Raw genomic sequence first — 15,566 nt, forward strand, 5'->3', positions numbered from 1 at the left:
CAGATGGAGCCTGCTCATCGACGCGACTTCGACAACTCGTCGAGCATCGCGTTGTAGGAGTCGAGTTCGGTGTCCTCGTAGGTATCGGCATGACGATCGCCGCGGTTGGCCTCGCGCCGATCGACCTTGGCCCACTGCGCCACGATGGCCACGACGACCAGCACGACGGGCACCTCGCTCGCGCCCCATGCGATCGCGCCACCGAGCCACTGGTCGTGCAGTCGGTCGGTCACCCACGGCAACATCAGTTCGCTGTAGAACTTGTCGCCGACCACCGTCGACATCGTCATCAACGCGATGCCGAAGAACGCGTGAAATGGCATGACCGCGAACAACAATCCGATACGGGCGAGGAACGGGATTCGACGCGGCCCCGGGTCGATACCGATGATGACCCAGTAGAAGAGGTAGCCGACGATGATGAAGTGCACGGTCAGCAGCACGTGGCCCCAGTGATACCGGGTGAGGGTGCCGAAGATTCCGGTGAAGTAGACGACGTAGAGCGACAGTACGAACACCACCAGCGCCACGATCGGATTCGACAGCACCGCCGTCACCTTCGAGTGCAGCACGCGCAACAGCCATTCGCGCGGGCCGGGAGGCTCGTCGCCGTGAGCCGCCGGGAGCGCACGCAACGCAAGGGTCGCGGGCGCGCCGAGCACCAGGAGTACCGGCGCGAACATGTTGAGCGCCATGTGTTCTGCCATGTGCACGCTGAACATCGCCGAGCCGTAGGCACGCACCCCGGACCCCGTGACCACCACGACGACCAGACAGCCGAGCACCCACGAGATGGTGCGGCCGACCGGCCACTCATCGCCACGACGCCGCAGTCGGCGCACACCGGCCAGATACAGAACTGCTGCGGCAAGAGCGGCGACACCGATCAAGAGGTCGGGGCGCCAGAAGGTCGCCAACGTCCATGTCGTCGCCGGGCCGGGCAGTTCGTATCCGAGGAACACGTCCCATCCGGTGAACTTGTGTGCCAGCAGCCCCGGCGCGACGCGGGTGTCCATGACGGTCCAGCACGCGACCGCCGCCAGCATGAGCACAGCGCCTGCGCTCACGATCCGACGCCCCGCGCTGCTCTCGGTATCGGCGTCGCCCTGTGGCGAGACGTCGTTCTGCTTGGATGCACGGTAGGCGGAGACACTCGTCGCGAGTGCCACGGCCACCAGCACGATCATGACGATCGCGGCCAAGCCGAAGGCGGTGTCGAATGCGTAGCGCACCGGCAGGAGGAAGAGAGTCAGCGCCAAGCCGTACACGAGCGCAACGGCGTCGCTGATGACGAGGATGAGCGCGCTGCGCCGGGATACCACAGCCCGCGCGACGTCGGAGGTGATGCGCGGCGCGTTCGCCCACGCCACTCGGAACCCGAGTGACACCCCGACGGCGAGCGCGAACCCGATACCGAGACTGGTGTTGTAGTCGTGATTCGGCCCCTGCCCCGCGTTGCTCGCAAGCGGCAGGGCGACCATCGCGATCACCGCGGGTATGAGGAGGACGACGTGCATCATCCACCCGAGCGAGAACCTGATGAGCACCGCGATCACGGTGGCGCACACCGCCATCACGATCCACGCGACAGCGGCCTCGCTGACCCCGATCCCCTGCCCGAGGAACCCCTCACCCACCAATCGCCACGGGGTCGTTCCGGAGGCGTCGGCGGCGGCGACGCTGACCATGAGCCACGACAGCACGGCCCAGCCGATGGAGAGCCTGCCGAGCATCAGATGCGCCCGGTATCCCGTCACATCGATGCTGCCGTGCTCATCCGGATTCGACGCGGTGATGATGAAGACAAGGCCACCGAGGGTCAGTGCGGCAGCGAGAAAGCCGAGGAAATAGCCGACGACGTCGGCTGTGGCGGTGAAGGTACCCGGGAACGGGTCGCCGCTTTCGAGATGACGGGCGTTTCCACTGATGAGCGCGTAGATCACGACGCCCACCAGGGCCACGGCGAACGCTGCGCCGAGAATCACGGTTGGCCGGATGCGTGCCGCGTCGACGCGCGTTGCGCTGTCGGCCCGCGTTGCACCTTCGGCCTGCGTTTCACTGTCGGCGGCGGTCATCTCTTCCTCCTAGCCCGCCGAGAACCAGCGAGTACGACGTTTCGCTGGCCTGACGTCTTGGCCAGTCTACGACCCCGCGTCGTGGGTCCCGCTGCCCGGGCGAGCGCGGGAGGTCCGGGTCACACGCAGGTCAGCGGAGAACTCCGGGCACTGGCGGGCCGTTCGATCAATCGAGATGAGAAGGCATTCGTACGTTCTTGGCAGCCAGAAGTGTCGCGAGCGCCTGCGGGATCACGGCGAGCGCGAGCACTCCGAAGGCGAGCGACCACGATCCCGTCACATCGTGAATCCATCCGATGGCGATCGGGCCGGCTGCCGCGAGGATGTAGCCGACGGACTGCGACATCCCCGACACCTGGCCGGTCTGCGTGGCAGACGAACTGCGCAGCACCATGAACAGCAGCGCGAGGCTGATGGCCGCGCCCGGTCCCGCCATCACCATGCAGACCCAGAGCACCGTCGCATGATCGGTGAAGACCAGCCCGACGAACCCCGCCGTACAGACCGCGAGAAATGCGAGGGTCACCAGACGTTGGTCGGCGAACCGCCCCGCGACGATCGGAGCCACCAGCGACATGATGAGCGCGACCACCTGACCGATCGCCAGCACATTGCCCGCGCTCGACGGCGTGCTCCCGTTGTCGATCAGGTACTGCGGCAGCCATGCGCTGAACGTATAGAAGATGAACGACTGCGCCGCCATGTACACCGTGATCGCCCATGCGATCGGATTGGCCCAGAGGCCAGGCGCACGGGGCCCCACCGCGACCGTATGCACCCGACGCAGCTGCGGTACCCACACCGCCATCGCGACGACGGCCAACAGCGCCCACATCGCCAACGACGCCCGCCAGTTCTCGTCAAGGGCTGTGTCCATCGGCACCATGACCGCCGCGGTCACTGCCGCCCCACCCGACAGGGTCATCGAGTACAGGCCGGTCATCAGACCGGATCGATGCGCGAAATCGCGCTTGATGAGGGCGGGCAACACCACGTTGCACACACCTATTGCCGCGCCGAGAACGGCCGATCCCAGGAACAGCGTCGCCACAGAGGGTATGAGACGCAACAGGATTCCGACGATCAGCAACGCGAGCGACGCGAAGATGGTGCGTTCGATTCCGAATCGAGCTGCGATCCGTGGCGCGATGGGCGCGGTCAGTCCGAAGAACAGCACCGGCAGAGTGGTGAGCAGACCCGCTGTGGCACTGGAGAATCCGAGGTCGTCGCGGATCACGTCGATCAACGGCGCGACCGACACGACGGGCGGTCGCAGATTGGCCGCAACCAACATGATCGCCACAGCCGCGAGAATTGCTGCGCCGCCTCGCAATTCACCCGGGTTGAGCCTGATCGAATGTTCGGAGGGCGTTTCGGACGTCGACGGGGTCGGCGATGTGGACGTCCGGCTCATCGGCGCACGCTGCCCTCTGCCTCGGCCAGGTAATCAACGACTGCAGCACGTGCGGCCTGCTCGTCGCCGGCATCTATCGCGGCGACCACGTCACGATGGCCTGCCGGATGGGCGTTCGCCGCCACCGACAATCCGGCGATGTCGGCGTGGGAGCGGTGCATCACTTCGAGAACACCCGAGTAGATCTCGATGAGCAGCGGATTGCCCGACGCCGCAACGAGTTCGGTGTGGAAGTCGATGTCGGCGCGCGCGTACGCGTCGATATCGCCCGTCGCCAGGATGCCCTCCGCCGTGTCGAGCGCCTCGCGTAGTGTGCGCTTGGCGTCTGCGGTTGCGTCGCGTGCGGCGCCCGCGGCAGCCTCCGACTCCAGTGCACGACGAACCTGCAACAGGTCGAGCATCTCCGACGTGGCAGTGCGAGTCATCGCAGCGGCAAATGTGTTGGCGCTACGGACATACGTGCCATCGCCGCGGCGCGGCACGAGCATGCCCGAGTGCTCCAACGCACGCACAGCCTCGCGAATCGTGTTGCGCCCCACTCCGAAATCACGGACCAGTTCGGGCTCTGCCGGGATACACGCTCCCACGGGCCAGACGCCGTCGCGGATGAGCTGCTCCATCCGCTCCACCACCAGTTCACTGGTGCGCTTGGGACGCTCGATGACCTCAGACATGAGCACATCCTAACATCCCATGTTTGCGGCTCAGTCCGCGGCGACCACGTCCCCGATCACCGCCGCGACCATCATCGTGGTGGCATGAGGTCCGCTACGGCCTGCGGCCGGGAGGATGGAACCGTCGACAACGCGAAGGTGCCCGACCCCTCGCACTGCGCCGAGCCAGTCGGTGCGCCCGCCCATCGGCATCGACCCCCAGGCATGTTGTGAGGTGCGCAGCACGGGGTCGATGGCGATCGAGTCGGCGACGACGAGCCCACCGAACTCCGACGACCTCAACATCTCGACCACCTCGTGCGCGGTTCGCGCCATATCGCGCAGTACTCGATCGTCCGGCCGGTCGAGCCGAACCCCGGCGTCCACGCCGTCGAGATACACCTCGCCTGGCGCACCCGGCGCCATCGCCGCCACTCCGACAGCCGGACCGGATGGCGTGAGACCTCCGACGTACCGTGCGAAATCGTCTCGGTAACAGCGGATCTCGAGCCCATCGCCGGTGTGCACGACCGTCTGCAGCAACGGGCCCGGTTCGGGTTGCTCGCGGAGGCGATATCCGACGAGCACCTCGCGGTGCTCGTGTACGCGCATGTGCTCGCCCGCGACGCCAGACCTCAACAACACCGCGGCGCTGCCGAGGGTTCCGGCGCACAGGATCACCTCGCGTGCGCGGATGTCCCGACCGTCGCACACCACACCGACAGCCTTCGCATCGGCGAGCAACACCCTGTCGACCTTCACGCCCGTACGGACCCGCAGATTCGGCCGGTTCAGGTGGGGACGCAGGTAGGCGTCCGCGGCGGTCCGTCGAATCCCGTCGACGCTGTTCGAGCGCACTCGATTGACCCCTACCAGCGGCCACGGGTCGTCGAGCTGTCGGGTCGAATATGTTTCTCCCCAATATCTCTCGAACGCGAGCGCGGTGGGGGCGAGATCAGCGTCGGGGAAGGGATGCACCCCCATCTTCTCGTCGACTTCGGCGTACGCCTTGTCGATGACATCGGGTGTCCACGGCCCCTGCCAGGCGTCGAAGTCGTCACGATGAAAGCGCATGCAGTAGGCGCCGTTGACGGCCGACGATCCGCCGAGTCCACGCCCACGGACCACCGGCAATCCGGACGACTCACGATGCTGGGTGACATAGCGCTCGCCGTCGGAGATCGGCAACCTACGGAGGTCGAGGACACTGGCATCCGGCCACTCCGACGGTCCCTGCTCGAGCACGAGCACCGATCGCTTCTCGTGACGTGACAGTCGCTCGGCGAGCACGCATCCGGAGCTGCCCGCGCCGACGATCACGACGTCGACGCTGTCTCGGTTCGCAGTCGATGTGGGCACGGCACAGTCGAATTCGACGCCGCTACGGCGTCAGTACTGGACGCAACGCCGCGAGGTCACGATGCGTGACCACCCCTTGCCAGAGCCCGGTGCCGTACGCGAGATCGTCGAGACGTCGGCACAGCAGATAGCCGAACGGCCCCATGGTCGGCGCCACCGCCGGTTCCGCGGCGACGGAGCGAATCCACTCCACGACGCCTTCGGCGATCGCGATCTCGATGACGATCCGTCGGAATCTCGGTGAGATCAGCGCCAGCAGCAACGCGACGGGCCAATAGTGACGACACACCGCGCCCGCCGCCTGCAGCAGTCCGAAGAAGGTTGCCCGCGAGGTCATCTGTGCGGACACACGTGTGGCCTCGGGCAGTTCGCCCAGTCGTGTGCGGAGCCGATGCCCCACGCGGAGCAGGATCACCACCGCCACCGCGAGACCGATCCTGGTGTGCGTGAGCAAAGCCGCCACCGCTGCGGCCATCGACATCGACATCACGACCGGAGCGACCGACTCGCCATGACGCTCGGCGAGGAACGCCGCGCCGGTGCCGTAAAACCGTCGTCGTCCGAGCACGGTGCGCATGCTGGTGCGATGATCGTGCGCGACCGTCGCGATCGGGTCGTAGCGAATACGCCAGCCGTTCTCATGCGTCCGCCAGCACAGGTCGACGTCCTCGGCGACGCGCAGCGATTCGTCGAATCCGTCAAAGGCACTCGCACGCACCAACATTGCCGCACTCGGCACGTACGCGATCGGAGTTCCCGGGACGACGCCCGCCTCGCTGGGCCCCATGTCGAGGGAAGAATGGCCGTTCTCGTAGCGCTCGGCGAGTGATCGCTTGTGGTGGTCGCCGCGCTCGTCGTCGCGGTCGAGCCCGACGATGCGCGGCGCGGCGATTGCCACTGCCGGATCGGAGAAGTGACCGAGCAGCATCATCAGCCAGTCGCTGTGCGGGACCACGTCGGAGTCGAGGAAGGCGATGAACTCGGTGTCGGCAGCTGCGGCGCCCGCATTTCGTGCGGCCGCCGGTCCGTGGTTCTCGTCGAAACGGAGCACGCGCACCTGCGGACCCTGCGCGACGATGGGAGTCCGCGAACCGTCGTCGACGACGATCACCTTGACGCCACCGACGGCGTTCAGGAGCCGGTCGACGCCGGATTGGTTGTCGCGCACCGGAACAACGATCGTGACATCGTCGGTCGACGGTCCGTGCATGGGGCGGGGGTTGGCCATTCCCGCGTCGAGGAGGCGTCGCGCCAGCGTTCGGGTCGGGCCGTCGCACACCTCGATCCGACCGTCGACCGACGTCATTCCCAGCGCGGCGTCGGACAGCCGCATCAAGCGAGTCGGCGAGCCGCCGACGAGGTAGCGCAGATCGCCGTGCCGGGCACATCGCAGATCGATCTGGACCTGGAAGCCGTTCGGAAGGTCGCGGCTCGGTGCGGGCGCCGCGGGCGCATCGGTGGGTGCGTTCATCGCAGGCGCCCGTTCTCGGCGACGTCCCATTCTCGGATCGCGGCACCGAGTCGACTCACCAGTCCATCGACCAGCGCGGCACCCTCGTTCGCCGACGCCGTCGTCGGATCGCCCAGAACGCCGTTCGCACTCACCGAGGCCACACCCCCGTCACGCATCGCCGGTAGCAGCGTCGCCACGGGCGCACGATTGCCGACCACGACGCTGTCCCGACGCACAGAATCCGGCGAAAGGTGAAGCAGCACCGATGTTTCCGTCGTACCCGCGTGCGCGTCGGCTCCGTCGAAGGCGCACGGATACCACGCGACGTCGCGGCCCTCGTAGCGGAGCAGACCGATCGCGTCGACCAGAGTCGATGCGTTACCACCGTGGCCGTTGACGAACACGATGCGCTGCGCCCACCGGCAGGCGCTACGCCCGTACTCGACGAGCACGCTGCGCAGCGCGTCGTGGCCGAGAGAGATGGTGCCGGGAAAGCCCTCATGCTCACCGCTCGCGCCGTAGCCCAGGGGCGGCGCGATGAGGGTCGACGGGTCGTCGAGGTTCGCGTGAACACGCGCCACCACCGCACTGGCGATGCGGGTGTCGGTGTCGAGCGGTAGATGTGGCCCGTGTTGTTCGAGCGATCCGACCGCGACCAGGAGCGTCGTCGCAGAATTCTCCAGTTCCGGCCAAGTGCACGAACTCAAAGTCGCCGGACGCGTCATTGGGTCGACTTTACCGATGTGAAGCGCGCGAGGTAACCGCCGCCGAAAACTTTGTTGACCTATTTCTCCTGAGTGCGCATCGAGGCGTTCTGCGGACGTGCGCCCACGGTGATCGATCGCCCCCGGCTCTGCCGAACGATCGCTCGGTATGGCATTCTGAGGCCACGGCGTGACGCCCACCACACAGGTGGGCGCACCAATTCGAGTGGGAGGAATTCCATGAACGCACCGTCGACGCCCGACGCGGCAGGCCGGCCGGCATCCGATGCGGCAGGTGAGCAGAACGCGGGCGCATCGTCGAAAAGCGTTGGTACAGGTGGTCCGCTGAACGGTGTACGGGTCGTCGAGTTCGCGGGCATCGGTCCCGGTCCGCACGCCGCGATGATGTTGGCCGACCTCGGAGCCGACGTGATCCGCATCCAGCGGCCAGGTCAGCTACCCGATCCGGCGCGCAACGCCGACGCACTCCTGCGGGGCAGGCGCGTCGTCGAGGCCAACCTCAAGGATCCGGCCGACCGGGAGGAGATCCTGCGACTCATCGGTAAAGCTGACGTTCTGCTCGAGGGTTTCCGTCCCGGCGTGATGGAACGACTGGGCTTTGGTCCGTCGGATCTGGAGTCGGTCAATGAGCGCCTCGTCTACGGACGCATGACCGGTTGGGGCCAGGAGGGCCCGCGCGCGCCGCAGGCCGGTCACGACATCAACTACATCTCGCTGACCGGAATGCTGCACGCAATCGGTCGGGCAGGCGAGCGTCCGGTGCCGCCGATGAACCTCGTCGGCGACTTCGGCGGCGGTTCGATGTTCTTGGTGATGGGTGTCCTCGCGGCGCTCGTCGAGCGCGCGTCGTCGGGTCGCGGACAGGTTGTCGACGCCGCGATGGTCGACGGCGCTTCCGTTCTGGGACAGATGATCTGGGCGTTTCGAGGCACCGGCTTGTGGAGCGACGAGCAGGGCACGAACATGCTCGATACCGGCGCACCGTACTACGAGGTCTACGAGACGTCGGACGGCAAGTACATGGCCGCCGGGGCTATCGAGCCGCAGTTCTACGCGGAGATGCTCCGCGGCCTCGGCCTGACCGATGCCGATCTTCCCGGGCAGAACGACGTCGCCAACTGGCCGAAGCTGAGGCAGATCTTCACCGAGACGTTTGCGTCGCGTACTCGCGACGAGTGGGCCAAGATCTTCGACGGAACGGACGCCTGCGTGTCACCGGTGCTCACGTTTGCCGAGGCGCCCGACGATCCGCATATGGCCGCCCGCGCCAACCTCGTGGAGATCGACGGAGTCCGCCAGGCACAGGTGGCTCCACGGTTCTCGCGGACCGCACCATCGACCCCGCGTGGCCCCGATCGTGAGGCCGTCGACGCCGCAACCGTCTGGACGGACTGAGCTCGACAGATCCGACCGCGCGCGATAACTAGAACGTGTTACAGTTCTGCCCATGGGACAGTTCGACGGCACAGTCGTCTACATCACGGGTATCGCGCGCGGTCAGGGTCGTAACCACGCCATCCGTTTTGCGCGTGAGGGCGCATCGATCATCGGTCTCGACATCGCCGACACCGTTGCCGACTACATCACCTACCCGCCGTCGACAGAGGCCGACCTCGCCGAGACCGTAAGGCTCGTCGAGGAAGTCGGCGGCAAAATCCTTGCCCGCCAGGGTGATACGCGCGACCTCGCCTTCCAGGAGCAACTGGTCGCCGACGGCGTCGAACAGTTCGGCCGACTCGACCATGTCGTCGCCAACGCAGGCATCCTGTCGTGGGGCTTCACGTGGGAACTACCGGAGCAACAGTTCGCCGACGTTCTCGACGTCAACGTCACCGGCACGTGGAAGACCTTGCGCGCCACCATCCCAGCACTGCTCGACAACGACGCCGACAACCGGTCGATCGTGGTCGTCTCGTCGGTCGCGGGACTCAAGGCCATGCCGATGCAAGCCGCCTACAGCGCGTCGAAGTATGCACTCACCGGCCTGGCCCAGACCACCGCGAAAGAGTTGGCGCCCAAGAATGTTCGCGTCAACTCCGTGCATCCGTACGCGGTCGACACCCCGATGGGCATCGCCGACACCTCCGCCATGCGGATCTTCGAGATGGGCGAGTACACAAGGTATTTCATCTCGATGATGGACCACTTCCCCGTCGCCTCCACCGACGACATCAGCGACGCCGTGCTGTACCTGACCTCGCCCTTGGCCCGCGCCGTCACCGGCGCCCAGTTCCAGATCGACATGGGCAACTCGAAGGTCTGAGCCGCGTCGGGCGTGCGCTCCGCACTGCCGACTGGGCGCTCGGGAGCGTCGACTGTGCGTCGCAGAGCGTCGACTGGGCGCTCCATACCGTCGACTGGGCGCTCGAGAGCGTCGACTGTGCGTCGCAGGGCAGAGCATCGAAACGCGCTTGCCACAGCCGAACGTCGCTCCCCCACTTGGTTATTCAGCAAGCAGGTCACATCCAGCGCACACTCGACGGGATCAAGCGCCCACTCGACGGTCAGAGGCGCACAGTCGACACGACGCAGCGCACGCTCGGCAAAATGCAGCGCCCAGTCGGCAGTATTAAGCGCACAGTCGGCACGACGGAGCGCACAGTCGACGCGCAGAAGTGCGCGCTCGACCGTGCGCCCGCGTGCGGGGTCAGGCGTCGCCGAATGACCGCTCGAAGCCCGGCTGGATGATCAGGTCGTCGCGCGAGAGTTCGTGAACGCTCTTGTGGCCCAGGCCCATCACGACGCCGTCGAGTCCCATGCGAAGCAGGTCGAGCACATTCTCGACGCCCGCCTGGCCGTTCGCGGCCAGGCCCCACAGGTAGGCGCGGCCGACCATCACCGCGCGAGCGCCGAGGGCAACGGCCTTGGCGACGTCACTGCCGCGTCGGATACCTCCGTCGAGCAGCACCTCGATCTGGTCTCCGACGGCGTCGGCGATGCCCGGAAGAAGGCGGATCGTGGCGGGAGTGCCGTCGAGGTTGTTGCCACCGTGGTTGGACACCGACAGCGCCGTGGCGCCGATGTCGACGGCGCGCTTGGCGTCGTCGAGCCGCGTGACGCCCTTGACCATGAACGGTCCGCCCCACTGCTCGCGCAGCCACTGCAGGTCGTCCCAGGTGGGCGGCGGGGTGTTCATCCACTCGCCGTAGGCACCGAAGAACGTCGGTCCCGGCTGTCCCTTGCCCTTCGACACGTTCGGCGCGGTCAGGTCGGGGATGATGATCTTGCCGTCCTGGATCCAGTCGAGTGCATAGCGTGGCTTGACCGCGATCTCCGGTGCCAGCCGCAGCAGCGCCTTGAAGTCGACCTTCTCCGGGATCTCCGGGCTCCCCCAGTCGCGACCGATGTTGAACACCCAGTCGGTGGTGACGATGAGCCCCTTGGCGCCAGCCTCCTTCGCGCGCATCGCGCGGGCGAGGATGTCGTCGCGACTGCCGAGCCAGTAGATCTGGAAGAAGATCTTGTCGTTGACAGCCGTGACCTCTTCGATCGGGTGAGATGCGAAGCTACTCAACCCCATTGCGGTTCCACGGGCCGCTGCTGCCCGAGCAACCGCAACCTCGCCGTCGGGATCGACGGCCTGCACGCCCGTCGGGGAGATCATCACCGGGAACGAGAGTTCCTGGCCCATGACGGTGGTCGCCAACTCGCGATCGGGTTGGGCACCGACAACATGTGGCGTGTACTCGATCTCGTCGAACGCGGCGACGTTGTCGTGGGTGGTGTGTCCACCCTGCGTTCCCGCTATCAACGACGAGTAGACCGACTTCGGCAAGCGCTTCTTTGCTCGACGCTGCGCCTCTTGGACCGTCTCGAACCAGGGGTTGCGCGCCCAGGGATTGCTGACCATGGTTGTGTTCCTACCTATTTCATCATGCCGCGGGCACATTCGGACAAGCCCGGCGTCGGACCGAGCGGGGTGCGTGCTCGTGCTGGGTTGTTACAGCGAGAAGCCCGCGAGCGGGTTCTCGTCGCAGTTCTTCGACGGCGGGCCGCCGACCGGCGCCAGGTCGCCGTCGGGCCTGCGAGTCATCAGGGTCAGGGGTGTCCCACGCGAATGATCCTTGTTCGCAGTGGGTTTGGATCGCTCGCCGGCAAGCAGCTCTTCACCGAAACCCTGCACGCATTCGGGGTCGGGACCCGCGAGCGGCAGACCCGTGAAGAACTTGGCCGCCATGCAACCGCCGCGGCAGGCGTCGAAGTGCGCACATTTCGTGCAGGCGCCGGCGTTCTGCGGCTCGCGTAGTTCGGTGAAGAGGTCGGAGTTCTGCCAGATCTCCTTGAACCCACCGTCAGAGACGATGTTGCCCGCGAGGAAGTTCTCGTGAATCGCGAAGGGACACGCGTAGACGTCGCCGACCGGGTCGATCAGGCAGACCACGCGTCCGGCGCCGCACAGATTCAGGCCGGGCAGACCTCCGCCGCTACCCGATCCGAATGCCGAGAGGTGGAAGAACGAGTCGCCGGTGAGCACGTTCTCACCATGTGCCACAAGCCATTCGTAGAGCTCGCGCTGCTGAGACGGCAACGGGTGCAGGTCATCCCAGACGTCGGCGCCGCGACCCGACGGACGCAACCGCGTGATGCGCAGCGTGGCGCCATAGCGATCTGCGAGCGCCTTGAACTCGTCGAGTTGCGCGACGTTCTGCCGCGTCATCACGACGCTGATCTTGGCGTCGCGGAAGCCGGCGTCGGACAAATTCTCGAGCGCCCGTACCGCCATGTCGAACGAGCCCGGTCCACGCACGGCGTCGTTGACCTCTGCGGTGGCGCCGTCGAGCGAGATCTGCACGTCGACGTAGTCCGACGCGGCCAGGCGCTGTGCGACCGCCTTGTCGATACGTAAACCGTTGGTGGAGAACTTGACTCCCACCTGATGACTGGTGGCGTAGTCGACGAGCTCCCAGAAGTCCGGTCGCACAGTCGGTTCGCCGCCGCCGATGTTGACGTAGAAGACCTGCATGCGCTGCAACTCGTCGATGATCGCTTTGCACTGCTCGGTGGAGAGCTCGCGGGGATCGCGTTTACCCGACGACGAGAGGCAGTGCACGCACGCGAGGTTGCACGCGTAGGTGAGTTCCCAGGTGAGACAGATCGGGGCGTCGAGGCCCTTCTCGAACTGGTCGACGAGCCGACCGACCTTCGGCGGGCGGGCCGACGTCGCGATCGCGGTGGTCGCAGCGAGTTCAGTTGCGCTGGGCGGCAACTCGAGTGTGGTCATGGTGGCTCCTTGAAGCTTGCGTGGACGAGCAGGCACGAAGAGGGCTGGTCTTCTGCGGGCTGGAGTTCAGGCCACGCCAGAAATTCACTGTCGGAAAAATCAGCGCCGACAGATCATCTCCGACGACGCGAGCGCGCCGAGGGCCTGGAGGTAGAGCGGTCGCGAAGCGCTGTCGATGCCCGCGGCGTGCAGCGCGTCGTCGGCGCTGTCGTGATCGCACAGGGACTCGACTATGCCGACCACCGCGAGATTCTTGAGGAACGAGAGCTTGCGGGTTCCGAAGTGATAGAGCAGCGCGCCGAACGGCTCGGGCCGCAGCGCGACCTTCGGGTTGAGCTGCCACGCCTGCGTCGGGTCGAACGAGTGGGACGTCGGTACCGGATCACCGGTGGCCGCGTCGCGACCCCCGGTGACCGGAAGGGATGTCGGTGCGGACATCAGTAGACCCCGCACATCCCGTCGATCGACACCTCTTCGACGAGCGACTCGCCCACGAGTTCGGCGTCGACATCTGCCGGAACGCCGGTGGTTGCCGCAACATCCTGTGCAGACTTGGCTGACTGATCTGCCATGATCCAGACCTCCTTGTGTTGGTGAAGTGAAGTGGATCACGCCACACTATAATGGCACCGGGTGCAGGAAAACACCTGAAAGCGAAAACTATCCGGATGGACAGGTGAGGATGAACCCTTCGGACCCCACCCCGACCCGCGCTGTCGCTCCAGGCGGCAGAGCCGCAGGGTCACCGGGTCGCAGGCCGATCACGACGCGCGACGAGATCAGCACGATCGCGATCGACATGTTCACCGAGTCGGGCTTCGAGAACACCAGCGTCGACGACATCGCCGACGCCGCCGGCATCGCCAGGCGCACACTGTTCCGGTACTACCCGTCGAAGAACGCGATCTGCTGGGGCGACTTCGACGCACATCTCGACGAGATGCGCACCCTACTCGCCGAGATCCCCGCGGACCTCCCCATCGCTGCGGCGTTGACCGACGCTCTGGTCTCGTTCAACGCCGTCGACGACGACTACCTCGAACACCATCGTCGTCGAATGTCACTTCTCCTGGGAGTACCCGCGCTGCAGGCACATTCGATGCTGATGTACGCGGAGTGGCGTCGTGTGGTTGCCGAATTCTGTGCGCGCAGACTGGGACTCGACGTCGACGACCACGTTCCGCAAACCATCGGTTGGATGTGCCTCGGCACCACCCTCGCCGCCTACGAGCAGTGGCTCGCACACCCCGACTCCGACCTCACCGCACTGATCGTGTCGGGCTGCGAGACCCTGGCCGACGGAGTGAGCGCTCTGCGCTGATAAGCCCGCCCACCCCGCGTGCAAATACACGTGTTTCAGACAAACGCGAGCAAAGCTTCCTGCGCATCTGTCAGAAACACGTGTTTCTGCGTCACCGCCCACGTATTCTGCGCTGGCCTAACAACATCGTTCTTCCGGAGGTCGCAGTCGTGAGAGTCGCCGTATCCACCAGAGCGGCGCTCGCCGCGGCCGCCGCTGCACTGAGCCTGGCGGTGGCGGCGCCGCTCGCCGACGCCGCTCCTCCCGCGCAAGCGCCGGCCGCATCCCAATCCGGTTCCGCCGGAACGATTATCGGCACCCAGGCGCGGCCCGACGGTTGGCGCGGTGCCGCCAAGGGCGTCGCGATCGACTACTGGACGCGCGGGGCAGACGGCAAGCCTGTGCCCGCCAGTGGCGGACTCCTACTGCCCGCGGGCAAGGCGCCGGCCGGAGGCTGGCCCGTCGTCGCCTACACCCACGGCACGTCCGGCTACGGGCCGGGCTGCGGCGGTCAGAGCGGCCCGGACGCCAAGGCGGACAGGTTCACCTCGCGCCTGTTGGCATCCGGCTATGCGGTCGTCGCGCCCGATTACGTCGGCCTCGGGCGCTTCGAAACCGGCGTGCACCCTTACCTGAACAACGACTCCGAGGGCGCGGCAACCATCGACCTCCTGCACGCGGCACGCAGCGTCGAACCGAGTCTCGCCAAGAAGTGGGTGGTAGCCGGTCCGTCGCAGGGTGGGCAGGCCGCACTGGCCACCGCGCACATGCAGAGCAGGTACGGCGCGCCAACCGATTTCCGCGGCGCCATCGCCGTCGACCCCGAGTCCGACGTCGAGAAGGTGATGGCCTTCCTCGGGCCGTACGTCCCGCCGGCGCCTGCCGTACTGGAGAAGGCCTACGGCTACCTGCTCGCCGTCCTCGCGGGCAATCGCGTCGCCGACCCGGCCGTCGACGTCAACAGCTACCTGTCGCCGTATGGACGCAGCCTCGTCGACAAGGTCGGCAACGGCTGCCCGGCCCCGACCGTTCCAGCGGGAACCGCGTTCGGCAGCCTGCTCGCCAAGCCGCTCGGTTCTCCGGAACTGCGTGCATCTCTGGACAGGTACATGTCGGTGCCGACGTCGGGGTACACCAAGCCGACGCTGCTGCTGTTCAACGCACTCGATCTCACCGTCCCCTCGCCGCTGCACGCCAAGCTCGAAGCCGACTTCGTCGCCAACGGCGTCGATCATCGGACCGTCCTGGGGACCGGTAGCCACACCGAGATGAACGCAGCCCAGTGGGCGGCGTGGGACGAGTTCCTGCGGACGGCACTCGCCTAGTTCGCGCCAGACTCTCGCTCCCCGGCGGTCCTGCCCCGACA

General features: G+C 66.4%; 13 protein-coding genes and 1 pseudogene. 4 read left to right on the top strand and 10 right to left on the bottom strand.

What is annotated here, in order from left to right:
* Window positions 1-14: 14 nt before the first annotated feature.
* From A5788_RS04650 to mftE, 6 genes are all read right to left on the bottom strand, one after another.
* Window positions 15-2,075, bottom strand: a complete 2,061-nt coding sequence (locus tag A5788_RS04650; protein ID WP_064870180.1) for a cytochrome c oxidase assembly protein — start codon at window positions 2,073-2,075, stop codon at window positions 15-17.
* Window positions 2,076-2,241: 166 nt separating this feature from the next.
* The gene (locus A5788_RS04655; protein WP_082938047.1) at window positions 2,242-3,489 is read right to left on the bottom strand and encodes a CynX/NimT family MFS transporter; all 1,248 of its coding nucleotides are present in this window, start codon (window positions 3,487-3,489) and stop codon (window positions 2,242-2,244) included.
* Window positions 3,486-4,163: a FadR/GntR family transcriptional regulator gene (locus A5788_RS04660; RefSeq protein ID WP_064870190.1), complete on the bottom strand. Its 678-nt coding sequence runs from the start codon at window positions 4,161-4,163 to the stop codon at window positions 3,486-3,488. Before A5788_RS04660 ends, A5788_RS04655 begins: the two co-directional genes overlap by 4 nt.
* Window positions 4,164-4,193: 30 nt before the next feature.
* Window positions 4,194-5,501, bottom strand: a complete 1,308-nt coding sequence (mftG, locus tag A5788_RS04665) for a mycofactocin system GMC family oxidoreductase MftG (protein WP_231894265.1) — start codon at window positions 5,499-5,501, stop codon at window positions 4,194-4,196.
* Window positions 5,502-5,523: 22 nt separating this feature from the next.
* Window positions 5,524-6,972 carry a mycofactocin biosynthesis glycosyltransferase MftF gene (mftF, locus tag A5788_RS04670; RefSeq protein WP_064870184.1) on the bottom strand — a complete coding sequence of 483 codons (1,449 nt, stop codon included), beginning with the start codon at window positions 6,970-6,972 and terminating at the stop codon, window positions 5,524-5,526.
* Window positions 6,969-7,679, bottom strand: a complete 711-nt coding sequence (mftE, locus tag A5788_RS04675; RefSeq protein WP_064870178.1) for a mycofactocin biosynthesis peptidyl-dipeptidase MftE — start codon at window positions 7,677-7,679, stop codon at window positions 6,969-6,971. The genes mftF and mftE overlap by 4 nt, the downstream gene beginning before the upstream one ends.
* 219 nt (window positions 7,680-7,898) lie before the next feature.
* Between mftE and A5788_RS04680 the strand changes: the two genes are divergently transcribed.
* Window positions 7,899-9,074, top strand: a complete 1,176-nt coding sequence (locus A5788_RS04680) for a CaiB/BaiF CoA transferase family protein (RefSeq protein ID WP_064870176.1) — start codon at window positions 7,899-7,901, stop codon at window positions 9,072-9,074.
* Between the two features lie 52 nt (window positions 9,075-9,126).
* Complete coding sequence (locus A5788_RS04685) at window positions 9,127-9,942, top strand: mycofactocin-coupled SDR family oxidoreductase (RefSeq protein ID WP_064870174.1); 816 nt, start codon at window positions 9,127-9,129, stop codon at window positions 9,940-9,942.
* Between the two features lie 384 nt (window positions 9,943-10,326).
* Here the strand turns inward: A5788_RS04685 and mftD are convergent, their stop codons facing one another.
* The 4 genes and pseudogenes from mftD to mftA all read right to left on the bottom strand — a co-directional run.
* The gene (gene mftD, locus A5788_RS04690) at window positions 10,327-11,529 is read right to left on the bottom strand and encodes a pre-mycofactocin synthase MftD (protein ID WP_005203889.1); all 1,203 of its coding nucleotides are present in this window, start codon (window positions 11,527-11,529) and stop codon (window positions 10,327-10,329) included.
* A 90-nt stretch (window positions 11,530-11,619) separates the two neighbouring features.
* Window positions 11,620-12,900 (bottom strand): mycofactocin radical SAM maturase, encoded by a 1,281-nt coding sequence (mftC, locus tag A5788_RS04695; protein WP_049698809.1) that lies wholly within the window; start codon window positions 12,898-12,900, stop codon window positions 11,620-11,622.
* A 99-nt stretch (window positions 12,901-12,999) separates the two neighbouring features.
* Entirely contained in the window at window positions 13,000-13,338 is a 339-nt protein-coding gene (mftB, locus tag A5788_RS04700; RefSeq protein WP_064869925.1) for a mycofactocin biosynthesis chaperone MftB, read from the bottom strand.
* Window positions 13,338-13,412 (bottom strand): annotated as a pseudogene (gene mftA, locus A5788_RS24240) (mycofactocin precursor MftA); the annotation flags it as partial. The pseudogene mftA and the gene mftB, both read right to left, overlap by 1 nt.
* Window positions 13,413-13,582: 170 nt before the next feature.
* On the opposite strand from mftA, the gene mftR reads away from it, so the two are divergent.
* Window positions 13,583-14,221 (top strand): mycofactocin system transcriptional regulator, encoded by a 639-nt coding sequence (gene mftR / locus A5788_RS04710; RefSeq protein ID WP_064869926.1) that lies wholly within the window; start codon window positions 13,583-13,585, stop codon window positions 14,219-14,221.
* A gap of 149 nt (window positions 14,222-14,370) precedes the next feature.
* On the top strand, window positions 14,371-15,525 hold the full coding sequence (locus A5788_RS04715; RefSeq protein ID WP_064869927.1) for a lipase family protein: 1,155 nt from the start codon (window positions 14,371-14,373) through the stop codon (window positions 15,523-15,525).
* The last annotated feature ends 41 nt before the right edge of the window (window positions 15,526-15,566 follow it).

Origin of the sequence: Gordonia sp. 852002-50816_SCH5313054-c (assembly GCF_001665925.1) — a bacterium.
Lineage (GTDB): Bacteria > Actinomycetota > Actinomycetes > Mycobacteriales > Mycobacteriaceae > Gordonia > Gordonia jacobaea.